Annotated in this window: 17 protein-coding genes and 1 pseudogene; 8 read left to right on the top strand and 10 right to left on the bottom strand. The window is 73.4% G+C overall.

Annotated elements, in window-relative coordinates; translation table 11 throughout:
• Nucleotides 1-66: 66 nt before the first annotated feature.
• Nucleotides 67-1,356: a M14 family metallocarboxypeptidase gene (locus ACIP93_RS16400; protein WP_401759328.1), complete on the bottom strand. Its 1,290-nt coding sequence runs from the start codon at nucleotides 1,354-1,356 to the stop codon at nucleotides 67-69.
• The gene (locus ACIP93_RS16395) at nucleotides 1,353-3,350 is read right to left on the bottom strand and encodes a Xaa-Pro dipeptidyl-peptidase (protein WP_401759326.1); all 1,998 of its coding nucleotides are present in this window, start codon (nucleotides 3,348-3,350) and stop codon (nucleotides 1,353-1,355) included. Before ACIP93_RS16395 ends, ACIP93_RS16400 begins: the two co-directional genes overlap by 4 nt.
• A gap of 210 nt (nucleotides 3,351-3,560) precedes the next feature.
• On the opposite strand from ACIP93_RS16395, the gene ACIP93_RS16390 reads away from it, so the two are divergent.
• Nucleotides 3,561-5,069 carry a M1 family metallopeptidase gene (locus ACIP93_RS16390; RefSeq protein WP_401759323.1) on the top strand — a complete coding sequence of 503 codons (1,509 nt, stop codon included), beginning with the start codon at nucleotides 3,561-3,563 and terminating at the stop codon, nucleotides 5,067-5,069.
• Nucleotides 5,070-5,120: 51 nt separating this feature from the next.
• Here ACIP93_RS16390 and ACIP93_RS16385 read toward each other — a convergent pair whose 3' ends face one another.
• On the bottom strand, nucleotides 5,121-6,011 hold the full coding sequence (locus ACIP93_RS16385; protein ID WP_401759320.1) for an oxygenase MpaB family protein: 891 nt from the start codon (nucleotides 6,009-6,011) through the stop codon (nucleotides 5,121-5,123).
• Between the two features lie 250 nt (nucleotides 6,012-6,261).
• On the opposite strand from ACIP93_RS16385, the gene ACIP93_RS16380 reads away from it, so the two are divergent.
• The gene (locus ACIP93_RS16380; protein WP_401759318.1) at nucleotides 6,262-7,764 is read left to right on the top strand and encodes an aldehyde dehydrogenase family protein; all 1,503 of its coding nucleotides are present in this window, start codon (nucleotides 6,262-6,264) and stop codon (nucleotides 7,762-7,764) included.
• A 188-nt stretch (nucleotides 7,765-7,952) separates the two neighbouring features.
• Complete coding sequence (gene sph, locus ACIP93_RS16375) at nucleotides 7,953-8,921, top strand: sphingomyelin phosphodiesterase (protein ID WP_401759316.1); 969 nt, start codon at nucleotides 7,953-7,955, stop codon at nucleotides 8,919-8,921.
• Nucleotides 8,922-9,041: 120 nt separating this feature from the next.
• Here sph and ACIP93_RS16370 read toward each other — a convergent pair whose 3' ends face one another.
• Nucleotides 9,042-9,680: an FtsX-like permease family protein gene (locus ACIP93_RS16370; RefSeq protein ID WP_401759313.1), complete on the bottom strand. Its 639-nt coding sequence runs from the start codon at nucleotides 9,678-9,680 to the stop codon at nucleotides 9,042-9,044.
• A gap of 16 nt (nucleotides 9,681-9,696) precedes the next feature.
• Here ACIP93_RS16370 and ACIP93_RS16365 point away from each other — a divergent pair.
• The 3 genes and pseudogenes from ACIP93_RS16365 to ACIP93_RS16355 all read left to right on the top strand — a co-directional run.
• Nucleotides 9,697-9,954, top strand: a pseudogene (locus ACIP93_RS16365) (response regulator transcription factor); the annotation flags it as partial.
• Between the two features lie 84 nt (nucleotides 9,955-10,038).
• Nucleotides 10,039-11,214 carry an NAD(P)-binding protein gene (locus tag ACIP93_RS16360; RefSeq protein ID WP_401759310.1) on the top strand — a complete coding sequence of 392 codons (1,176 nt, stop codon included), beginning with the start codon at nucleotides 10,039-10,041 and terminating at the stop codon, nucleotides 11,212-11,214.
• 218 nt (nucleotides 11,215-11,432) lie between these two features.
• Nucleotides 11,433-12,173, top strand: coding sequence for a MerR family transcriptional regulator (locus ACIP93_RS16355; RefSeq protein WP_401759308.1), 741 nt, complete (start codon nucleotides 11,433-11,435; stop codon nucleotides 12,171-12,173).
• A gap of 84 nt (nucleotides 12,174-12,257) precedes the next feature.
• Here ACIP93_RS16355 and ACIP93_RS16350 read toward each other — a convergent pair whose 3' ends face one another.
• The 4 genes from ACIP93_RS16350 to ACIP93_RS16335 all read right to left on the bottom strand — a co-directional run bounded on the left by ACIP93_RS16350 (nucleotide 12,258) and on the right by ACIP93_RS16335 (nucleotide 18,440).
• Nucleotides 12,258-14,432 carry a 3-hydroxyacyl-CoA dehydrogenase NAD-binding domain-containing protein gene (locus tag ACIP93_RS16350; RefSeq protein WP_401759307.1) on the bottom strand — a complete coding sequence of 725 codons (2,175 nt, stop codon included), beginning with the start codon at nucleotides 14,430-14,432 and terminating at the stop codon, nucleotides 12,258-12,260.
• A 41-nt stretch (nucleotides 14,433-14,473) separates the two neighbouring features.
• Complete coding sequence (locus tag ACIP93_RS16345; RefSeq protein ID WP_401759304.1) at nucleotides 14,474-15,688, bottom strand: acetyl-CoA C-acetyltransferase; 1,215 nt, start codon at nucleotides 15,686-15,688, stop codon at nucleotides 14,474-14,476.
• A 68-nt stretch (nucleotides 15,689-15,756) separates the two neighbouring features.
• Entirely contained in the window at nucleotides 15,757-16,899 is a 1,143-nt protein-coding gene (locus tag ACIP93_RS16340; protein ID WP_401759302.1) for an acyl-CoA dehydrogenase family protein, read from the bottom strand.
• A 395-nt stretch (nucleotides 16,900-17,294) separates the two neighbouring features.
• A complete protein-coding gene (locus ACIP93_RS16335) occupies nucleotides 17,295-18,440 on the bottom strand; it encodes a CaiB/BaiF CoA transferase family protein (protein ID WP_401759299.1) in 1,146 nt (381 codons plus the stop codon).
• A 143-nt stretch (nucleotides 18,441-18,583) separates the two neighbouring features.
• Here ACIP93_RS16335 and ACIP93_RS16330 point away from each other — a divergent pair, with 143 nt between their 5' ends.
• Nucleotides 18,584-19,759, top strand: coding sequence for a saccharopine dehydrogenase NADP-binding domain-containing protein (locus ACIP93_RS16330; protein ID WP_345218613.1), 1,176 nt, complete (start codon nucleotides 18,584-18,586; stop codon nucleotides 19,757-19,759).
• 64 nt (nucleotides 19,760-19,823) lie between these two features.
• Here ACIP93_RS16330 and mmpA read toward each other — a convergent pair whose 3' ends face one another.
• Together mmpA and ACIP93_RS16320 are read right to left on the bottom strand one after the other, a co-directional pair.
• Entirely contained in the window at nucleotides 19,824-20,000 is a 177-nt protein-coding gene (gene mmpA / locus ACIP93_RS16325; protein ID WP_345218610.1) for a morphogenic membrane protein MmpA, read from the bottom strand.
• A gap of 52 nt (nucleotides 20,001-20,052) precedes the next feature.
• Nucleotides 20,053-20,739 carry an endonuclease V gene (locus ACIP93_RS16320; protein ID WP_401759296.1) on the bottom strand — a complete coding sequence of 229 codons (687 nt, stop codon included), beginning with the start codon at nucleotides 20,737-20,739 and terminating at the stop codon, nucleotides 20,053-20,055.
• Nucleotides 20,740-20,795: 56 nt separating this feature from the next.
• Between ACIP93_RS16320 and ACIP93_RS16315 the strand changes: the two genes are divergently transcribed.
• Entirely contained in the window at nucleotides 20,796-21,095 is a 300-nt protein-coding gene (locus ACIP93_RS16315; protein WP_345218608.1) for a YciI family protein, read from the top strand.
• Nucleotides 21,096-21,160 lie beyond the last annotated feature (65 nt).

Below are 21,160 nucleotides of genomic sequence, written 5' to 3'. Positions count from 1 at the left end.
CACCTTTCGGGTAGGGAGGATTCCCTGCCGCTACCCGGTATCACAGGTGGCGCACGTCACGGTCGGCTAACAGCGCGTGTCGGGTTTTCCCTTCGTGAGGCGGTATGTCGCACCCGGGTCGAGGAGGAGGGCGACCAGGGCGCGCTGCGACTGCCGCAGGGGTACGTACGCCCCGTCCCTGGTGGTGCGGAACGTGACGCCGTGCAGGGTCAGTTCGTCCCGTACGTCGGTGATCTGGGCCTTCGTCAGGCGGTAGCAGGGGGGCGGGTCGGCCAGGACCTCGGCCGGTTCGGCGGGGTCGTTGTCGGCGCCGCCGAGGTGGACCGGGCCGCGGTCGGCGAAGCCCGCCAGCCGGGCCCGCGCGGTGGCCAGGGCGAGCGGGGTCCGGCGCTCGGCCGCGTACCGCAGCGCGCCGTCGAGCGAGACGGCGTGGGAAGTGACCCTGCGCCGTTTGTTGACTGCCTGGTCCTGCTGCTCGGCCTCGGTGAGGGCGTCGACCCGGCTCTCGATGAGCAGGCCCGCGGAGTGCTTGACGCCGGAGGCGTTGCGCAGGATGCGTTCCTGGCCGTCGCCCGCGACCTGCCGGGTGGGCTCGCCGGTGACCGGGTCGGTCCAGATGCCGTACGTGCCGGTGGTGAAGCCGGCGGCGTGGGCGGCGGGCCGGACGTACCCGCCGGAGAGCTTCCGGGACTCCTCGTGGAGGCGGGGGTCGGTGTTGAGGTTGCGGGGCCACAGGTCGAAGAGGTCCTTGTCGTAGACCTTCGGCGTGGAGCCGTACTCGTGCAGGTCGTAGACGAGGTCGGGCCTGTGGTCGCGCAGTACGGCGGCCATGGCGCGGCCTTCGGCGGTGGCGAGCGCGAGGTGGTCGCGGTTGACGTCGACGCCGTCGGCGTTGCCCCGGGTGTTCGCGGCGCGGCCGTCGGGGTTGGCGTTGGGGACGACCAGGACGGTGGTGCCGCGCAGGAAGTCCCGGGTGCGGCGGTCGGTGGCGTACGACAGGTCGCGCACCCGGCTCAGGCAGGCTTCCCGGCCGGCGGGTTCGTCGCCGTGCTGGCTGCAGATCAGGAGCATGGTGGAGGTGGTGTGCCGGCGCTCCGCGATGCGGACGAGCTGGAGCGGGCGGCCCTGCCGGGTGGTGCCGACGGTGGTGAGGGCGGTGCGGGCGGCCGCCCGGTCGACGGTCCGCAGGAACTCCTGTTCCTCGGCTTCGGTGGTCCAGCGGGCGCCGTCGGAGGTCTCGAATCCGGTACGGGGAGCAGGGGTGCGGCCGGTGTCCGCGCCGTGTGCGGGCGCGGCGGACAGCGGGACGACGAGGGCCGCCGCGCCGAGCAGGGCGCCGGTCAGGCGTGCCTTCATCGGGTCTCCCCCGGCAGTCGGGACAGGTGGCGCGGTACGGGTACGGAGTCCCGCGCGCCCGGTGACAGCGGGGCCGCCTGCGCGTGGCCGGAGGTGGCGCGGGCGAAGGCGCGCTCGCCGCCGACGACCGGCAGCCGCGCCGACGTGCCGGAGAGGGAGATGTCGACGGTGGGGCGGCTGCCGGGGGCTTCGACGAGGCCGGCGTCGGTGCCGCCGACGATCAGGGCGAGGCGGTGCCCCTTGGGGACGACGTGGTCGGATGCGGCGAGGTCGACGGTGATCTCGTACGTCCTGCCGGGGGTCAGCGGGCGCGCCCGGCCGTCGCCCCGGTAGTGGGCGAGGCTCGCCCAGCCGCGGCTGAAGACGGTGTGGTCGACGGCCTTGGTGTTGGCCTTCGTCTCCTTGAAGCAGGCGCTGTCGGCGCCTGTGCTCGCGCCCCAGCAGGTGCGTTCGGCGAGGGTGGTGATGCCTTCGCCGGCGGCGGCGTAGTCGCGGATGGTGTCGGGGCCGAGGTCGACCAGGACCGCGCTGAGGGTGGCGCTCGCGGTGGAGGGGGTGACCTTCAGGGTGACCTTGCCGGTGCCGGAGAGGCGCAGGTCGCGGGAGAGCGGCCGGGTGGCGAAGCCGGCCTTCTCCGGGGTGGCGGTGTCGATCGTCGCGGCCCAGGCGTCCTCGTCGCGGGCCGGGTCGTCGGTGAAGGTCTCGGTGGCGCCGGGCCCGGCGGGCTTCAGGCCGAGGGTGCCGACGCCGTCCGAACCGCCCTTGTCCGGGCGGAGCGCGGTGGCGTCGGTGCCGCGCGGGGGCCAGACCTTGTCGGTGGTCCACCGGTCGGGTGCGCGTTCGATGTCGGCCATCGGTTCGCGGTCGATCCCGTTGTCGTAGCCCATCAGCTCGTGGTCGAACCAGCGGTGCAGGGTCCTGACCCACTCGGCGCGCCGGAAGTCGAAGGGGTCGACGTGTCCGGCCTGGGAGAGCCACACCTTGCGGTCGACGCCGTTCTTGGCGAGCGCGTCCCACCAGGTGCCGAAGTGGCGCATCCGGACGTTGAGGTCCTGCTGGCCGTGCACGGCGAAGACGCTCGCCCTCACCTTGCGGGCGTCGGGCACGAAGTCGCGGTCGGCCCACATGCGGGTGCGGTCGCCGTTGAGGGGCGCGTTGTCGGCGAGGTGCTTCTTCACCGGGGCGCAGCGCTGGGCGTACTCCGGGTTCTCGATGCCCGCGGCAAGGCCTTCGGGGCCGCCCCGGTAGAGGTCGGCGCCCTGCTGGAAGTAGTAGTCGTACCAGGAGGAGATCGCGCCGATCGGCACGATGGTCCGCAGGCCCTCGACGCCGGTGGCGGCGACCCCGTTGGCGACGGTGCCGTCCCAGCTCTTGCCGATCATGCCGGTGTCGCCGTTGGACCAGGAGGCGCGGGTGCGCTCGGTGCCGGTGCGGGTGGTGTAGCCGGTGCCGCGCCCGTTGAGCCAGTCGACGACGGCCTTGGCGGAGGCGATCTCGGAGCGGCCGCCGACGTCGAGGCAGCCGTCGGAGCGGCCGGTGCCGGTGAAGTCGACGGCGACGTAGCCGTAGCCGCGCGGCACGAAGTAGTTGTCGTAGAACAACGGCAGTTGGAGGGGCCTGCCGTCGGCGTCGTACGTCTTCTTCTGGCTCTCGTTGCCGCGTCCGCAGCAGCGGTAGTACGGGCTGGCGTCCATGATGACGGGGACGCGGCGGCCGGTGCGGTCGAGCTCGCGGGGGCGGACGACGTCGACGGCGACCCGGTCGGTCTTCCCGTCCTTGTCGCCGTCGACGCGGGTGTCGACCCAGACCGACTCGCGGACGGCCTTGCCGTAGTCGTAGACCGGCTTGCTCTCGGTGGGGCGGCCCGCCGCGGCGGGCGCGTCGGCGCCCTGGGCGGATCCCGCGGGCGCCAGCAGGACGGCCGTCATCGCGGCCACGGTCAGAGGGACGAGGGGGCTTCGTCTCGGGCGCCGGGCCCGCGCTGGTATCGGCATGGCCGGACGGTAACCCGGTCAACTCCCTTGCAAAAGAGGGCAGTAGGGAGACGGGGAGGGACGGAGGCGGCAAAGGGGACACGGGCGGCCATGTCGGCCGTATGGCAATCGTGTGACCACGTGTGACAGCAGCAACCATGGACATGACTGGTGGCCAAGGGGCTGAATAGAGTGCCAATACGTCGCAACCACCGACCACTTGGAGCACTCGTGCACCGCAGACACCTCGTCCCGGGCGTCCTCGCCGCGGCCACCGTCCTGCTGGCGATCCCGGCATCGGCCGCCTCCTCCTCCCCCGGCGCGCCGGGCATCGGCGACCCCTACTACCCGGCCAGCGGCAACGGCGGCTACGACGTGTCGCACTACGACCTGCGGCTGAAGTACCAGCCGAAGACGGACCTCCTGGAGGGCACGGCGACGCTGAACGCGACCGCCAAGCAGGACCTGTCGCGCTTCAACCTGGACCTGGGCCTCGCGGTCAGCGAGGTGCGGGTCAACGGCAGGCTCGCGAAGTTCGCCAGGGAGGGCGAGCAGGAGCTGGTGATCACCCCGGCCACGCCGCTCCAGAAGGGCAAGTCCCTCTCGATCGTGGTCCGTTACGCGGGCAAGCCGTCCGAGGTGAGGATCGGCGGCTACACCGCCTGGGCCCGCACTCCGGACGGCGGCGTCGCCGCGCAGGAGCCGGAATCGGCCGCCTGGTGGTTCCCGAGCAACGACCACCCGCTCGACAAGGCCACGTACGACGTCTCGGTCTCGGTGCCGGACGGCCACCAGGCGATCTCCAACGGCGTGCTCCAGTCGCAGAGTTCGAAGCTGGGCTGGACCCGCTTCAACTGGCGCTCCAACAAGCCGCAGGCGCCCTACCTGGCCACGCTCGCCGTCGGCAAGTTCGACATCACCACCGACAAGACGGCCTCCGGGCTGCCGGTCCTCAACGCGTACAGCAAGGACCTCGGCGACAACGACGGCGCGGCCCGTGCGAGCATCGAGCGCTCCACCGAGGTCACCGAGTGGCTGGAGGGCGTCTTCGGCCCCTACCCCTTCAACGCCGTCGGCGGTTACGTCCCCAACGTGACCAGCGGTTTCGCGCTGGAGACGCAGACCCGCCCGTTCTACAGCCCGCGCCAGTTCGCCAACGGCGCGAACGTCTCGGTGGTCGTGCACGAGCTGGCCCACCAGTGGTACGGCGACAGCGTCTCGGTGCACCACTGGAAGGACATCTGGGTCAACGAGGGCTTCGCCCGCTACAGCCAGTGGCTGTGGTCGGAGAAGGAGGGCGAGGGCACGGCGCAGGAGCTGGCCGACTACGTCTACGCCACCCGCCCGGCCGAGGACCCGTTCTGGCAGGTCAAGCCCGGTGACCCGGGCCCGGACAAGCAGTTCGACATCGCTGTCTACGACCGGGGCGCGCTCGCCGTCCAGGCGCTGCGCAACGAGGTGGGCGACGACGCGTTCTTCGAGATCCTCAAGGGCTGGCCGAAGAAGTACGCGTACGGCAACGCGAAGGTCTCCGACTTCGTGAAGTACGCGGAGAAGGTCTCCGGCAAGCCGCTCGCCGAGCTCTTCGACACCTGGCTGTACGAGCCCTCGAAGCCGGCCGCCCCGGCCGCCGCCGAGTCGCGGATCGCGCGGGGCCTGGCGGCGTCTCCGGCCGCGAAGCCGGTGCAGCCGAAGTCCTGGAAGAAGATCGCCGAGACGAACACGATCCACGACCACTGATCGCGTTCGGCCCGTGACCCCTCCGCGCCGCCGTCCGCTGCCGTACGTACGTCAGCGGGCGGCGGCGCGGTGCCGCGCCCTGGCCCGCCGCGCCGTGGGCAGGTAGCGCAGCCGCTCCGGCAGCAGGGGTACGACGCCGCGCACGACCCGGCTGAAGCGGCGCAGCCCGCGCTCCTGCGCGGGCGACCAGGCGAAACCGAGCGCCTGGCGTGCGTCGGGCGGCAGGTAGCCGACGGTGACGAAGGAGCGGAACGCGGCGAGCGGCGGCAGCAGCACGGGCCACAGCGCGCGCAGCACCAGCCGCACCGGCAGCGGCCCCCGGTCGGGCGGCGGCACCCGCTGGCCCGGGTCGGTCAACTCCTCCACCACGGCGGTGCGTTCGACGACCTCGGCCAGCATCTTTCGGTAGTACGGCCAGAACTCCTCGACGGTCTGCGGCATGTCCCGGTCGTGGATGCCGAGGATCCGGCCGACCTGGAGCCACTCGGCGTAGAGCTGCCGTTCCTGGGCGGCAGTGAGCGGGCGGCGGCCCAGGTACCGCAGGGCGTGCCGGTAACAGGGGAAGCCGGTGGCGTGCACCCAGGCGTAGTTCGCGGGGGTCAGCGCGTGGTACCGGTGGCCGTGCGCGTCCGTGCCCGTGATCGTCCTGTGCAGGGCGCGCAGCCTGCGGCCCTCCGCGGCGGCGGCCTCGCCCCCGTACACCCAGAGCATCACCGACCGCAGCGAGCGTTCGCCGCGCCCCCAGGGGTCGGTGCGGAAGACGGAGTGCTCGTCGACGCCCGCGCCGACCGCCGGGTGCGCCACCTGGAGGGTGAGGGCGGCGGGCAGCATCAGCAGGGCGCGGACGTCGCCCGCGACGGACCAGAGGATGCCGCCGGGCGGGGGCGGGGCGGGATCGGCGGCCCGGCGGGCGGACGGGCGTGCACCGGGTTCGGTCGTCATGCGGGGCTCCCGGGGTGGGCGGGCCCGGGGCTGTGCCGGGTTTGTCCGTGATCCAGTATGCGCCGGTGGGGGGCGCCGGGAAACGGCCGCCCCCGCCGTGACCGGTGTCGGGCTTCCGCCGGCGGACGGTGCGGGTGCAGGCTGTGGCGGGACGGGTACGGGCCGGGCGGCCGGCGGTGCACGCGACAGCCACCGGGGCGGTCCGGCGCCCGCCCGTCCGCCCTTCGCCCCCACTCCCCCAGGAGTCCCGATGTCCTCCCTGCCCTCCCTGCCCCGGGCGACCGACGGCACGACCTTCGACGTGCGCTCCCCGGTGGACGGCGCCGTGCTCGGCACGCATCCGGTGCACGGTCCCGCGGAGGTACGGGAAGCCGTGCGGCGCTGCCGGGCGGCGGCCCGGCGCTGGGCCGCGGCCGGATGGGACGGGCGGCGGGCGGCCCTCCTGGCCTGGAAGCGGTCACTGGCGCGGCGGATGGACGAGGTCGCGGAGGCGGTGGCGGCGGAGACGGGCAAGCCGGTGCACGACGCGCGGGCCGAGGTCCTGCTCGCCCTGGTCCACCTGGACTGGGCGGCGCGCAACGCCAGGCGGGTGCTGGGGCGGCGGCGGGTGCCGTCGGGGCCCGCGGCGTTCGGCCGGCGGGCGCTGCTCGCGTACCGGCCGGTGGGCGTGGTCGGGGTGATCGGCCCGTGGAACTACCCGGTGCACACCCCGATGGGCTCGATCGGGTACGCCCTGGCCGCAGGCAACGGGGTCGTCTTCAAGCCGTCCGAACTGACGCCGGGCGTCGGCGAGCTGCTCGCCTCCTCGTTCGCGGACGCGGTTCCGGCGGAGTTCGCGGACCTGTTCCTGGTGGTGACCGGGTTCGGCGGCACGGGGTCGGCGCTCGCGGAGTCGGGGGTGGACAAGGTGGCCTTCACGGGGTCGCCGGGCACCGCGCGGAAGGTGGCGGAGGTGTGCGCCCGGACGCTGACGCCGCTTCTGGCGGAGTGCGGCGGCAAGGACGCCGTCCTGGTGGGCGCGGACGCCGACCTGGAGGCGGCGGCGAACGCGATCGTGTGGGGGGCGATGGCGAACGCGGGGCAGACCTGCGCGGGCGTGGAGCGGGTGTACGCGGTCGCCTCGGTGCACGGCGACCTGGTGGAGCGGATCGTCCGCAAGGCACGCGAGCTGACACCGGGTCGGCACTACGGCCCGATGACCCTGCCCTCCCAACTGGCCGTGGTGGAGCGGCACCTGAAGGAGGCGCTGGCCGGTGGCGCGCACGCTCCGCTCGGCGGCCCGGAGTCGCTGCGCGCGCCGTATGTGCACCCGGTGGTGCTGGTGGGGGTGGCCGAGGACGCGGCGGCGATGCGCGAGGAGACGTTCGGTCCCGTGGTGGCGGTGAACGCGGTGCGGGACCTGGCGGAGGCCGTGGAGCGGGCGAACGCGTCGCCCTACGCGCTGGGCGCGGCGGTGTTCACCGGCACCCGCGAGGAGGGGCTCGCGGTGGCGGAGCGGCTGACGGCGGGCGGGGTGTCGGTGGGCTCGGTCCTCGGGTACGCGGCGGTGCCCTCGCTGCCGTTCGGCGGGACGGGCGAGTCGGGGTACGGGCGGGTCCACGGCGCGGAGGGGCTGCGGGCCTTCGCCTCGGCCCGGTCGATCACGGTGCGGCGGCGGGCGGGTGGCGGGACGGACCTGATGTCGTTCGCCACCTCGCGGGAGGCGGCGGAGCGGATGGTGGAGCTGGGGAGGAAGCTGCACGCGTGGCGGTGAGGGCGCGCGCCGCCGAGATGTGGCGGTGTGGAGGGGTGGGCGTCGCGCACTGTCTACCGGGAAGTAACTCCGCCTGGTTTGATGTGCCGCACCAGTACGTGCCGCACCTCTCGCCCCACCTTTCACGGGAGAACTCTGTGCCGATTTCCTCGCGTTCCCTGCGTCCCCCGCGCTCCGCTCGACGCCCTGTGCTGGCAGCCGCCGTGGCCGTGGCGGCGACGCTGGCGACCGCCGTTCCGGGTGCGGCGGCGGCCCCGGCGGGACCGGACGCCGCCGGGGTGCCGGCGCTCGGCGTCCTGTCGTACAACGCCTTCCTCTTCAGCAAGAACCTGTACCCCAACTGGGGCCAGGACTTCCGCGCGAAGGCGATACCGGCGGCGCCCTTCTTCCGGGGCCACGACGTGGTGGTGCTGCAGGAGGCGTTCGACAACTCCGCCTCCGAGGCGCTGGGACGCAACGCGGCCGCCCAGTACCCGTACCAGAGCCCGGTCGTGGGCCGGAGCAGGAGCGGCTGGGACGCCACCGGGGGCGCGTACACGGCGACCTCCTCGGAGGACGGCGGGGTCACGGTCTACAGCAAGTGGCCGATCGTGCGGCAGGAGCAGTACGTCTACCGGCAGGCGTGCGGCGCGGACTGGTTCTCCAACAAGGGCTTCGCGTACGTCGTCCTGGACGTGCGGGGCGTGAAGGTGCACGTGGTGGGCACGCACCTCCAGTCCACCGACCCGGGCTGCGCGGCGGGCGAGGCGGCGGCGAAGCGCAGCGCCCAGCTCAAGGAGCTGGACGCGTTCCTGGACGCGAAGAAGATCCCGGCCTCGGAGCAGGTGCTGGTGGCCGGTGACCTGAACGTCGACTCGCACAGTGCGGAGTACGCGTCGATGCTGGCCGACGGGGGCCTCGACGGGGCCGCTTCCCGTACCGGGCACGCGTACTCCTTCGACACCGACGACAACTCCATCGCCGCCGAGCGCTACCCGGACGACCCGCGCGAGGACCTGGACTACGTCCTGCCGCGCGCGGGGCACGCCCGGCCCGCCGGGTGGAACAACGACGTCGTCAAGGAGCAGAGCGCTCCGTGGACGGTGTCGAGCTGGGGCAAGCAGTACACGTACACGAACCTGAGCGACCACTACCCGGTGGTGGGCTCGGCCCGCTGACGGGCGGCCCGCGGGGCCCGGCGGGGGCTCGGGCCGCTGGGGGCGCGGGGGCGCGTTCCGCTGGGCTCGCCCCCGTGCGTCGTTCCCCGGCGCCCCCCCGAGCGCCCCGTCCCGCCGGGCCTACGGCCCGGCCCGCAACGCCGACCTCGTCGGCAGCAGGCTTCCCGCCAGGGCCAGCAGGAGGCACGCTCCCGCTGCCCCCAGCACCGGCGGCCACGGGACGACGAGGTCGACGGGCATCCCGAGCAGCCCGCTCAGCCCCGCCCTGATGCCCAGCAGCGACGGCAGGGCGACCAGCCCGCCGAGAAGTGTTCCGAGGGCGACCACGAAGGCCGTCTCCGCCGCCACCGTCCGCAGCACCTGCCGGTCCGTCGCCCCCGACAGCCGCAGCACCCGGGAGTCCGCCCGGCGGCCGGCCGTGGCCATGAGCAGCGTGTTGGCCACGGCCGGCGCCGGGTACCCCGCGGTGAGCCCCACCAGCAGCAGCGTGAACACCCACACCAAGCGGTCCTCCTCGGCGTCCGCGCTGCCCGCGTGCGCGGCCACGCTCACCTCCCGGCCGCCGGGCATCTCGCCCGGCGGCCCCGTGCGGTGGACGACCTCGGCGAGCGCGGACGGATCGTGCGCCCGGACCGTGCTCCGGTCCAGCAGCACCTGATACGGGCTGGAACGGTCGTCCAGCACCGCCACCACCCGCAGCGTCCGCGTCCGCCCGTCCTCGAAAGCGGCCCGGAGCGTCGGCCCCAGCGTGCGCCGCACGGACTCCCCCACCGCCACGGTCGTCGACCCGGAGGCCGTGCGCCAGTTGCTCGCCCGTCGCCGGGACCCGCTGGGGCGGATCACGCCGCGCGAGCGGGAGGTGCTGGGGCTGATGGCGGAGGGCAGGTCGAACGCGGCGATCGCGCGGGCCCCGGTGGTGACGGAGGCGGCGGTGGCCAAGCACATCGCGGGCATCCTCCAGAAGCTGGACCTGCCTCCGGCGCCGGACGACCACCGCCGGGTGCCGGCGGTGCTGGCCTGCCTCCGGGGCTGAGCCTCCCGCCCGGTGTCACATCTGCGGCCGCCCGGTCCGTCCAGGGAGCGGAGGGGCACCGGGCCCCTGCGGAGGAGGATCGCGATGAACGGGAACGTGACGGTCGTCGGGGGCGGGATCGCCGGGCTGGTGGCGGCGATCACCGTCGCGGAGGCGGGCGTGGGCGTGGACCTGTACGAGGCGCACGGCTCGCTGGGCGGGCGGGGCCGGGCGACCCCGGCGCCGTACGTGGCGCACGAGGGACCGCACGTCTTCTACGCCGACCTGCCGCACTGGGACTGGCTGGTGGAGCGGGGCCTGGTGGGACGGCTGGGCAGGCCGCCGGTCCGCGACCTGAAGTTCGGTTTCGTACGGGACGGGAGGCTGCGGGCGCTGCCGCCCGCCGGGCTGGTGCGGATGACACTGCCGGGGCGGCCCGCCGCCGCGCCGGTGGACATGACCTTCCACGCGTGGGCGTCGGGCCGGTACGGGGAGGAGGCGGCGCGGGCGGCGGCTCGGGCGATCTCGGCGGTGACGTACGACGCCGACACCGGGCGGTTGTCGGCGGCCTTCGTCTGGGAGCTGTTCCGCAGGGTGTTCGCGCCGTCCGTGCCGGCCGTGCGGTGGGTGGTGGGCGGCTGGCAGGCGGTGCTGGGACGGATGGAGGCGCGGGCCAGGGGGCTGGGGGTGCGGGTGCACCTGGGCGAGCGGGTGACCGAGCTGCCCTCGGACCGGCCGGTGGTCGTGGCGACCGGACCGGCCTCCGCCCGGCGGCTGCTCGGGGACTCCTCGCTCGGCTGGGAGAGCGGTCACTGCGTCCTGCTGGACCTGGCGGTGCGCTCCGGCCGGCGGGACCGCTTCATCGCGTTCGACCTGGACGGGGGCGGGTTCCACGAGTCGTACTCGATGCAGGACGCGACGGTGGCGCCGCGCGGGGAGTCCTTGTTCCAACTGGACATGCCGGTACGGGAGGGGGAGCCGCTCGCTTCGGCGCGCGGCCGGGTGGAGGCGCTGGCGGACCTGACGGTGCCGGAGTGGCGGTCGCGGACGACGTGGAGCCGCACGGCGACGGCGAAGGGCCGGACGGGGGCCCTGGACCTGCCGGGCCTGACGTGGCGGGACCGCCCGGCGGTGGAGCGGGGCGACGGGGTGTTCCTGGCCGGGGACATGGTCGCGGCGCCGGGGATGCGGGGCGAGATCGCGATGCTGAGCGGGGCGGCGGCGGGAAGGGGCGCGGTGCGGGCCCTGCGGGGGCGGGCGGGACGGCGGAGGGCGGGGTGAGGGCGGGCCGGGACGGGGTGGGGCTGCCCGGAGGGCGTCCCGTCAGGGCGCGGGGAACCGCGCGACCGGCCGCAGCACACCCGCACGGAACCGTTCACGCCCCCGGGAGGCTTTCACAAGGGTGGTGAGACAGCAATACTGTTGCACTGCATCACCGCTGCGCGGCGGCACCGCGCGGACCGGCGGCAGCGGGACGGTCAGAGGAACGGGGCACTCGCATGACGACGACCACGGGTACCGGGGAGCCGACGCTCACGGTCGACGAACTGGCCGCACGGGCCGGCGTCACCGTCCGCACCATTCGCTTCTACAGCACCAAGGGGCTCCTCCCTCCCCCGGTGATCGGCCCGCGCCGGGTCGGCCACTACGGCCCCGAGCACCTGTCCCGGCTCGCCCTCATCGAGGAGCTCCAGCACCACGGGATGACCCTGGCCGCCATCGAACGGTACCTGGAACAGCTCCCGCCGGACCTGAGCGCGCACGATCTCGCCATCCACCGCGCGGTGGTGGCCTCCTGGGCGCCCGACTCGGCGGAGCTCGCCACCCGGGCGGAGCTGGAGCGCCGGGCGGGCGGACCGCTGTCGGACGACGACATCGGCCGGCTGGCCGCGATGAACGTGCTGGAGCGCGCCGGGGACCCGGACACCTTCCGGGTGGACCCCGGCCTGCTGGCGCTGGGCGTGCAACTGCTGGGCGTACCGATCGCGCACGAGACGATCCTCGCGGCCCGCACGATCCTCATGGAGCACACGCGCTCGGCGGCGCGGGAGCTCACGCACCTGTTCCGGGACGAGGTGTGGAGCCCCTACCGGGAGCGCGAGTCGGACCCGGAGCACGTGGAGGCGATGAGGTCGCTGTCCGCGTACATGCAGCCGATGGTGCTCCAGGCGCTGGTCACGGCGTTCCAGCGGTCCTTGAAGGAGGAGCTGCGGGCGGCGTTCGTGGACGAGGAGCGCTAGCGACGGCCGAAGGGGGACGCGGGGGGGCGGGCTGCGGGAGCACCCGCCCCGGCCCCCGCCCCGCCCCCGTCACGCGCAATCCGCTCAGGCGTCGCTGAACTTCTCGCCCTTCTCCGCCTTCTCGACCAGCAGCGCCGGCGGCTCGAAGCGCTCGCCGTACGCCGCCGCCAGTTCGCGGGCGCGCGCGACGAATCCCGGCAGGCCGCCCTCGTAACCGTTGATGTACTGGATGACGCCACCGGTCCACGCCGGGAAGCCGATGCCCATGATGGAGCCGATGTTCGCGTCGGCGACCGTCATCAGCACGCCCTCCTCGAAGCAGCGGACCGTGTCGAGGGCCTCCGAGAACAGCATCCGCTCCTGCATGTCGCGGAACGGGATTTCCGTGCCCGGCTTGGTGAAGTGCTCCCGCAGGCCCGGCCACAGACGCGTGCGCCTCCCGTCCTCGCCGTACTCGTAGAAGCCGCCGCCCCCGCTGCGCCCCGGGCGTCCGAACTCGTCGACCATCCGGTCGACGACCTCGTCCGAGGGGTGGCCCGGCCAGGTGCCGCCCGCCGCCTCGACGGCCTTCTTGGTCTCGTTGCGGATCTTGCGCGGCAGGGTGAGGGTCAGCTCGTCCATCAGGGAGAGGACCTTCGCCGGGTAGCCGGCCTGGGCCGCCGCCTGCTCGATGGACGCGGGCTCGATGCCCTCGCCGACCATGGCGACGCCCTCGTTGATGAACTGGCCGATGACGCGCGAGGTGAAGAAGCCCCGGCTGTCGTTGACGACGATCGGGGTCTTCTTGATCTGGCGGACCAGGTCGAAGGCGCGGGCCAGGGCCTCGTCGCCGGTCCGTTCGCCCTTGATGATCTCGACCAGCGGCATCTTGTCGACCGGCGAGAAGAAGTGCAGCCCGATGAAGTCGGCGGGGCGCGAGACGCCCTCCGCGAGGCCCGTGATGGGCAGGGTCGAGGTGTTGGAGCACAGGAGCGCGTCGGGGTCGACGACGTCCTGGATCTCCTGGAACACCTTGTGCTTGAGGCCGGTGTCCTCGAACACCGCCTCGATCACCGCGTCGCAGCCCGCCAGGTCGGCGGGGTCGGCGGTCGGGGTGATGCGGGCGAGGAGTTCGTCGCGCTGGGCCTCGGTGGTGCGGCCCCGGCTGAGCGCCTTGGCGAGGAGCTTCTCGCTGTACGCCTTGCCCTTGGCGGCGGCCTCCGGGGAGACGTCCTTGAGGACGACGTCGATGCCGGCCCGCGCGCAGGAGTAGGCGATGCCCGCGCCCATCATGCCCGCGCCGAGCACGGCGACCTTGCGGACCGTGCGGCGCTCGGTCTCCTTGGGACGGCTGGCGCCGGAGTTGACGGCCTGGAGGTCGAAGAAGAACGCCTGGATCATGTTCTTGGCGACCTGGCCGGTGACCAGCTCGGTGAAGTAGCGGGCTTCGATGGTCAGCGCGGTGTCGAAGTCCACCTGGGAGCCCTCGACGGCGGCGGCCAGGATGTTGCGCGGGGCGGGGTAGTTGGCTCCGCCCGTCTGCTTCTTGAGGTTCGCGGGGAACGCCGGGAGGTTCGCGGCGAAACGCGGGTGGGAGGGGGTGCCGCCGGGGATCCTGTAGCCCTTGACGTCCCAGGGCTGCTGCGACTCGGGGTGCGCGTCGATGAAGGCGTGCGCCTTGGCGAGCATCTCCTCGGGGGTGGCCGCGACCTCGTGGACCAGGCCGTTCTCCAGCGCGCGCCGCGGGCTGTACTGGGTGCCCTGGAGCAGGACCTTGAGCAGCGCGTCGGCGATGCCCATGAGCCGTACGGTACGGGTGACTCCGCCGCCCGCCGGGAGCAGGCCGAGCGTGACCTCCGGCAGGCCGATCTTGGAGCCCGGCGCGTCGAGGGCGACGCGGTGGTGCGCGGCGAGGGCGATCTCGTAACCGCCGCCGAGGGCCGCGCCGTTGATGGCGGCGACGACGGGCTTGCCGAGGGTTTCGATCCTGCGCAGGGCGGCCTTGATGGCGGTGCCGGTGTCGAAGGCCTGCTGGGCGTGCTCGGGGCCGACCTGGATCATGTCCTTGAGGTCGCCGCCGGCGAAGAAGGTCTTCTTCGCGGAGGTGTAGATGATGCCCCGGATGGAGTCCTTCTCGGCCTCGGCGCGGTCGGCGACGGCCGCGATGGAGGCCTTGAAGGCGGCGTTCATCGTGTTCGCGGACTGGTTGGGGTCGTCCAGGACGAGGGTGACGACGCCGGTCTCGTCCTGCTCCCAGCGGATGGTGGTGGACTCGCTCATGGTGTGGCTGCTCCGTAAGGGGTGGCGGGAGGGACGGGGTGTCAGACGCGCTCGACGACCGTGGCGACGCCCATGCCGCCGCCAACGCACAGGGTGGCGAGGCCGTAGCGCTTGTCCTGGCGTTCCAGTTCGTCCACGAGGGTGCCCAGGATCATCGCGCCGGTGGCGCCCAGCGGATGGCCCATGGCGATCGCGCCGCCGTTGACGTTGATCCTGTCGAGGGACAGGCCCATGTCCTTGGCGAAGCGCAGCACGACGCCCGCGAAGGCCTCGTTGATCTCGACCAGGTCGATGTCGTCGATGGTCAGGCCCGCCTTGGCGAGGGCCTTGCGGGTGGCCGGGGCGGGGCCGGTGAGCATGATGGTGGGCTCGGAGCCGGAGACGGCGGCGGAGACGATACGGGCCCGGGGGGTCAGGCCGTAGCGCTCGCCGACCTCCTTGGTGCCGACGGCGACGAGGGCGGCGCCGTCCACGATGCCGGAGGAGTTGCCCGCGTGGTGGACGTGGTCGATCGCTTCCACCCAGTGGTACTTCTGGAGCGCGACCGCGTCGAAGCCGCCCATCTCGCCGATCGCGGCGAAAGAGGGCTTGAGGGCGGCGAGCGAGTCGGCGGTGGTGCCGGGCCGCATGTGCTCGTCGTGGTCGAGGACCAGCAGGCCGTTGCGGTCGCGGACCGGGACGACGGAGCGGTGGAAGCGGCCGTCCTTCCAGGCCGCGGCGGCACGCTCCTGGGAGAGGGCGGCGTACTCGTCCACGTCGCGCCGCGAGTAGCCCTCGATGGTGGCGATGAGGTCGGCGCCGATGCCCTGCGGGACGAAGCCGTTCTCGTAGTTGGTGATCGGGTCGTTGAACCAGGCGCCGCCGTCGGAGCCCATCGGCACGCGCGACATGGACTCGACGCCGCCCGCCAGGACCAGGTCCTCCCAGCCGGACCGGACCTTCATGGCGGCCAGGTTGACGGCTTCCAGGCCCGAGGCGCAGAAGCGGTTCTCCTGGACGCCCGCGACCGTGTCGGGGAGTCCGGCGGAGATGGCGGCGGTGCGGGCGATGTCGGAGCCCTGGTCGCCGACCGGGCCGACGACGCCGAGGACGATGTCGTCGATGGCCGCGGGGTCGAGGCCGGGGAAGCGGGCGGTGATCTCGTGGATGAGGCCGACGACGAGGTCGATCGGCTTGGTGCCGTGCAGGGCGCCGCCGGCCTTGCCGCGGCCGCGCGGGGTGCGGATCGCGTCGTACACGTACGCTTCGGTGCTCAAGACGAGTGCCTTTCGGGAGGGGCTGTCGGGAGGGTCTTTCCGGGGAAGCCTGGTGGCGGGGACCCGGGTCAGCCGAGCAGGGAGCGGCCGATGATCTCCTTCATGATCTCGGTCGTACCGCCGTAGATGGTCTGGATGCGGCCGTCCGTGAAGGCCTTGGCGACCCGGTACTCGGTCATGTAGCCGTAGCCGCCGTGCAGTTGCAGACAGCGGTCGGCGACCCGCTTCTGGAGTTCGGTGGCCCACCACTTGGCCATGGAGGCGTGGACGGCGTCGAGTTCCCCGTCCCGGTGATCCACGATGCAGCGGTCGAGGAACGTACGGGTGACGGCGCACTCGGTGGCCATCTCGGCGATCTCGAAGCGGATGTGCTGGAGCTTGGCCAGCGGCCGTCCGAACGCCTCGCGTTCCTTGACGTACCGGGTGGTGATCTCCAGGAGGTGTTCGGCGGCGGCGATGGCGGCGACCGCGATGCCCATGCGCTCCTGGGCGAGGTTGGTCATCAGGTGGACGAACGCGCCGTTGAGCTCGCCGAGGAGGTTCTCCTTGGGGACCTTGACGTCGTGGAAGAACAGTTCGGCGGTGTCCTGGGCCTTCTGGCCGATCTTGTCGAGGTTGCGGCCGCGCTCGAAGCCCGCCGTGCCGCGCTCCACGACCAGCAGGGAGAGGCCCTTCGCGCCGCCCTCCGGGGAGGTCCTGGCGACGACGATCACCAGGTCGGCGAGGATGCCGTTGGAGATGAAGGTCTTGCTGCCGTTGAGCAGCCAGTGGTCGCCCTTGTCCTCCGCGGTGGTGCGGATGCCCTGGAGGTCGGAGCCCGCGCCGGGCTCGGTCATGGCGATGGCGGTGATCGTCTCGCCCGTGCAGAACCCGGGCAGCCAGCGCCGCTTCTGCTCCTCGGTGGCCAGGCCCGTGAGATAGGGGCCGACGATGTCGTTGTGCAGGCCGACCGCGAGACCGGAGGCTCCGGCGCGGGTGAACTCCTCGGCCAGGACGGCGCTGTAGACGAAGTCGGTGTTGCCCCCGCCGCCGTACTCCTCGGGCACGGCGAGCCCGAGCAGGCCCTGCCGTCCGGCGGCGAGCCAGGCATCGCGGCTGACGATGCCGTCCTTCTCCCACTGCTCGTGGTGCGGCAGGACCTCCTTGGCGAGGAAGGTGCGGACGGTCTCGCGGAAGGCCTCGTGCTCGGCGTCGAAAAGCTGACGTTTCATCGGATACCAGTCCTCTGGAGCCAGTTGTAGCAGGTCAGAGCCAGTTCTTGACGGTCTCGACGAGCTGCGCGGGCTCGGGTCCGACCGGAATGACGTGGAGCACGGTGACGCCCGCCGCGCGGAGGGCCCCGACGCGCCGGGGCCGAGTAGTGCCCGGCCGCCGGTCCGGGCGACGGGGGCGGGGGTGCGGGAGCGGACGTCGAGGACGCCCGCGCCGATCCGCATGCGGGGATGCGGGCGGCGGGGCAGCGCCTGACCGTGGACGAGGCGAAGCCGGGCGCCTCGGCGGCCCGGACGGCGTCGGGTCCCGCGGGCTCCGGGGCCGCGACCCGGCCGCGGCCCTCGCGGGGGCCGCCCGCGCAGCCCGACGGGACGGGGGTGTCCATCGGCGGGTCTCACCCTTCCAGCAGGTTCGGTACGTCCCAGTCGGCGGCCACCTCGGCCGTGTCGGCCCCGGGCAGCGCGGGCCCCCGGGCGATCGCGCCCGGGGTGACGGAGAAGCGGGGCGCGGGGGCGGGCTGGGTGACGCCGCCGTGCTCGACATAGGTGGCGCGGGCGGCGAGGTGGGGGTGGTGCGGCGCCTCGCGCATGGACAGCACCGGGGCGACGCAGGCGTCGGAGGCCGCGAAGACCTCGGTCCACTCCTCGCGCGTACGTTCCGCGAAGCGGGCGGCGATGACCTCGCGCAGCTCCCCCCACCGGGCGAGGTCGGCGCGGTCGGGTGCGCGCTCGGCGATGCCCAGCAGGCGGGTGAACTCCGCGTAGAAGCGCGGTTCCAGGGCTCCGACCGCCATGTACTGGCCGTCGGAGGTCTCGTACGTGCCGTAGAACGGGCAGCCCCCGTCGAGCAGGTTCGCCCCGCGCCGGTCCTGCCAGCCGCCGGCCGCGAGCATCCCGTGCAGCATGGTGGCCAGATGGCTCGCGCCGTCCACGATCGCCGCGTCCACGACCTGCCCCGTCCCCGCGGGAGTGCGGGCGTGCTGGAGGGCGGCGAGGACGCCGATGACGAGGTAGAGGGAGCCGCCCGCGTAGTCGCCGACCAGGTTGGCGGGGACGGCCGGGGGCTCACCGGCCCTGCCGATCATGCCGAGGGTGCCGGTCGTGGCGAGGTAGGAGATGTCGTGCCCGGCGCGCCGGGCGAGCGGGCCCTCCTGCCCCCAGCCGGTCATCCGCCCGTACACGAGCTTCGGATTGCGGGCGAGGCAGGCGTCGGGGCCGACACCGAGGCGCTCGGCGACGCCGGGGCGGTAGCCCTCGATCAGGATGTCGGCGCGCTCGACGAGGTCGAGGACCTGGGCGCTTCCCGCCGGGTCCTTCAGATCGACGAGCACGGAGCGCTTCCCCCGGTTGGTGAGGTCCTGCGCCGGATCGACGCCGAGCCCCGCGCCGCCGGGCCGGTCCACCCGTACGACGTCCGCACCGAGGTCGGCGAGGCACATCGCGGCGAACGGGCCCGGACCGATGCCCGCCAGTTCGACCACCCGCACCCCGGCGAGCGGCCCCCGGTCGGGTGTGCGACGCGTGCCTGCTGTTCCTGCCATCGAGCCCCCAGCACTGTGACACAACTGATGTAACAGCAGTGATGCTAAGAACGTGTTCCACTCTGCACAAGCCCTTCGCCCACTTTGGCCAAGCGAGCGCTTAGCCTGCTAGACACCTGCACCCGAACCCCTGGAGGAGCGGCATGCCGCGTCCGTACGACATCGTGCTGTTCGGAGCGAGCGGCTTCGTGGGCGAGCTCACCGCCGCCCACCTGGCCGAGCACGCACCCGCCGACTGCCGTTGGGCCCTCGCGGGCCGCAGCCTGACGAAGCTGGAACGGTTGCGGGAGCGGTTGGCGAAGACCCGTCCCGCCTGCGCGGACGTGCCGCTGGTCCAGGCCGACTCGGCGGACGCGGCCGGCTTGCGCGAACTCGCGCGCAGCACGCGGGTGCTGGCCACGACGGTCGGCCCCTACCTCAGGTACGGGGAGGCCCTGGTGGCAGCCTGCGCGGAGGCGGGCACCGACTATCTGGACCTGACGGGCGAGCCGGAGTTCGTGGACCGGATGTACCTGGGGTACGACGCGGTGGCCCGGCGCAGCGGGGCCCGGCTGGTGCACTCCTGCGGTTTCGACTCCGTACCCCACGACCTGGGCGCGTACTTCACCGTGCGGCAGCTCCCGGAGGGGGTTCCCCTGCGGGTGGACGGTTACGTGCGCACCAACGCGCGCTTCTCCGGGGGTACGTTCGCCTCCGCGCTGGAGGCGATGGGGCGCGGGCGCCAGATGCTGCGCGCGGCACGGGAGCGGCGCGCGGCGGAACCACGGCCCGAGGGCGGGCGGCGGGCGCGCGCCTCGTTCGGGGCGCCGCACCGCAGCGGTGAACTGGGGATGTGGGCGCTGCCGCTGCCGACGATCGACGCACAGGTGGTGGAGCGGTCGGCGTCAGCGCTGGAGCGGTACGGTCCCGACTTCCGCTACCGGCACTTCGCGGCGGTGAAGTGGCTGCCGGTCGCGGTGGGCGGCGCGGCGGCGGTGGGCTCGGTTCTCGCGCTGGCGCAGGTGCCGGCGGCGCGGCGGTGGCTGGGCTCGCTGGTCGCGCCGGGGACGGGGCCGGACGCGGAGCTACGGGCCAGGAGCTGGTTCACCGTGCGCTTCGTCGGCGAGGGCGGCGGGCGGCGGGTCTACACGGAGGTATCGGGCGGCGACCCCGGGTACGGGGAGACGGCGAAGATCCTCGCGGAGTCGGCGCTGTCGCTGGCCTTCGACGAACTGCCGGGGACTGCCGGGCAGGTGACACCGGCGGCGGCGATGGGTGACGCGCTGGTGGAACGGCTGCGGGCGGTCGGGATCCGGTTCCGGGTGGCGGCGGTGCGGTAGGGCGGGGGCGTCGCGGGCCGGCCCGGGGCGGGCGCGCGCACGGTTCGAGGTGTGCGGTGCGCGGTCAGTGCCCGGATATCCAGCCGGAGATCGTGTAGATCATGCCGCCGGTCCAGCCCAGCATGGCCAGCAGGCCGACGAACATGGTCACCGCCAGCTTGTGTCCGGCCCGGTGGACGGTGACGGACTCGAAGTACTCGGCGGCGGCGGGGGCGGTGGGTGCGCTCGTGCTGATGCTCATGGTGATGACCCTGTCCCGGGAATTCGATTTCAACATCCGTAGAAGTACTCAGTTACACGCCTGTTGCTTCGGACAGGGCGCGTCTGCACAGGGAGTCCGCGTGGCGGGTGGTCTCCGGCTGGCGGTAGGAGGCGGCCAGCCGGAGCGTGTGCGCGCAGGCGTTGTCCAGGGAGATCCGGTGGCCGACGGAGACGAACACCGGCTTCACCCCGGGTTGGGTGCGCAGGGCACGGCCGACCTCCGTGCCGTCGTCGGCGTCGAACAGCGGGGAGAAGTCGCCACGGGCGGGGCCGGGTGGTTCGTGGTGGAAGGTGAGCGGGTTCTTCGCGACGCCCAGGGTGGGCAGGCCCGTCAGGACGCCGAGGTGGCTGGCCAGACCGAAGCGGCGCGGATGCGCCAGCCCGTACCCGTCGCAGACGACGAGGCCCGGGTCGGCGGTGAGGCGCTCCAGGGCCGCCAGGACCGTCGGGATCTCACGGAACGCCAGCAGTCCCGGCACGTACGGAAACGTCACGCGGCCCGTGGCCGTGGCCTCCTCGACCACCGTGAGCGTCGCCGCGTCGAGCACCACGGCGGCGGCCACGACGATGTCGCGCTCGTCGTCGTACGCCACGTCGACGCCCGTGACGTGGCCGGTGCCGGGGGCCGGTCCGGTCTCGTCGAGGACGACGCGGGTACGGAGGGTGTCCTGGAGGGAGCGGGCGGTGGCTTCGTCGGGTGGCGTCGAGTGCTGGTTCATCGTGCTCGCCACTGTAGGAGGGGGGTCTGACAACGGGCCTCGGTAGGGTGGCGATCATGTTCGTACTCGAATTGACCTACACCGCACCCGTCGAGCAGGTGGACGCGCTGATGACCGATCACGTGGCGTGGCTGGACGCGCAGTACGAGGCGGGGGTCTTCCTCGCGTCGGGGCGCAAGCAGCCGAGGGACGGCGGGGTGATTCTCGCGGTGGCGCCGTCACGGGCCGACGTCGAGGCCGTCGCGGCGGCGGACCCGTTCGTGACGGGCGGGGTGTGCGCGTACCGCATCACGGAGTTCGTGGCGACGAAGACGGCGCCGGGGCTGGAGGCCTACCGGCAGGCCCCGGTCGCCTAGGCCCCCAGGCGCTCGTCGCGCGGCTTGTGGCGGGTTGCTCACGCGGTTCCCCGCGCCCCTGAGGG

This window comes from Streptomyces sp. NPDC088745 (genome assembly GCF_044751045.1).
In the GTDB taxonomy this organism is placed as follows: domain Bacteria; phylum Actinomycetota; class Actinomycetes; order Streptomycetales; family Streptomycetaceae; genus Streptomyces; species Streptomyces cremeus.
Note: the sequence above shows the minus strand (reverse complement) of the source record. Positions and strands in the feature narration are given on the sequence as shown.

What these genes read in the sequence shown, in the direction of transcription:
- ACIP93_RS16320 (WP_401759296.1), bottom strand. Translation starts at nt 20,739, where the DNA reads ATGAACCAGCACTCGACGCCACCCGACGAAGCCACCGCCCGCTCCCTC.
- ACIP93_RS16340 (WP_401759302.1), bottom strand. Translation starts at nt 16,899, where the DNA reads ATGAAACGTCAGCTTTTCGACGCCGAGCACGAGGCCTTCCGCGAGACC.
- ACIP93_RS16395 (WP_401759326.1), bottom strand. Translation starts at nt 3,350, where the DNA reads ATGCCGATACCAGCGCGGGCCCGGCGCCCGAGACGAAGCCCCCTCGTC.
- ACIP93_RS16385 (WP_401759320.1), bottom strand. Translation starts at nt 6,011, where the DNA reads ATGACGACCGAACCCGGTGCACGCCCGTCCGCCCGCCGGGCCGCCGAT.
- ACIP93_RS16355 (WP_401759308.1), top strand. Translation starts at nt 11,433, where the DNA reads ATGACGACGACCACGGGTACCGGGGAGCCGACGCTCACGGTCGACGAA.
- ACIP93_RS16350 (WP_401759307.1), bottom strand. Translation starts at nt 14,432, where the DNA reads ATGAGCGAGTCCACCACCATCCGCTGGGAGCAGGACGAGACCGGCGTC.
- ACIP93_RS16330 (WP_345218613.1), top strand. Translation starts at nt 18,584, where the DNA reads ATGCCGCGTCCGTACGACATCGTGCTGTTCGGAGCGAGCGGCTTCGTG.
- ACIP93_RS16400 (WP_401759328.1), bottom strand. Translation starts at nt 1,356, where the DNA reads ATGAAGGCACGCCTGACCGGCGCCCTGCTCGGCGCGGCGGCCCTCGTC.
- ACIP93_RS16335 (WP_401759299.1), bottom strand. Translation starts at nt 18,440, where the DNA reads ATGGCAGGAACAGCAGGCACGCGTCGCACACCCGACCGGGGGCCGCTC.
- mmpA (WP_345218610.1), bottom strand. Translation starts at nt 20,000, where the DNA reads ATGAGCATCAGCACGAGCGCACCCACCGCCCCCGCCGCCGCCGAGTAC.
- ACIP93_RS16360 (WP_401759310.1), top strand. Translation starts at nt 10,039, where the DNA reads ATGAACGGGAACGTGACGGTCGTCGGGGGCGGGATCGCCGGGCTGGTG.
- ACIP93_RS16380 (WP_401759318.1), top strand. Translation starts at nt 6,262, where the DNA reads ATGTCCTCCCTGCCCTCCCTGCCCCGGGCGACCGACGGCACGACCTTC.
- ACIP93_RS16315 (WP_345218608.1), top strand. Translation starts at nt 20,796, where the DNA reads ATGTTCGTACTCGAATTGACCTACACCGCACCCGTCGAGCAGGTGGAC.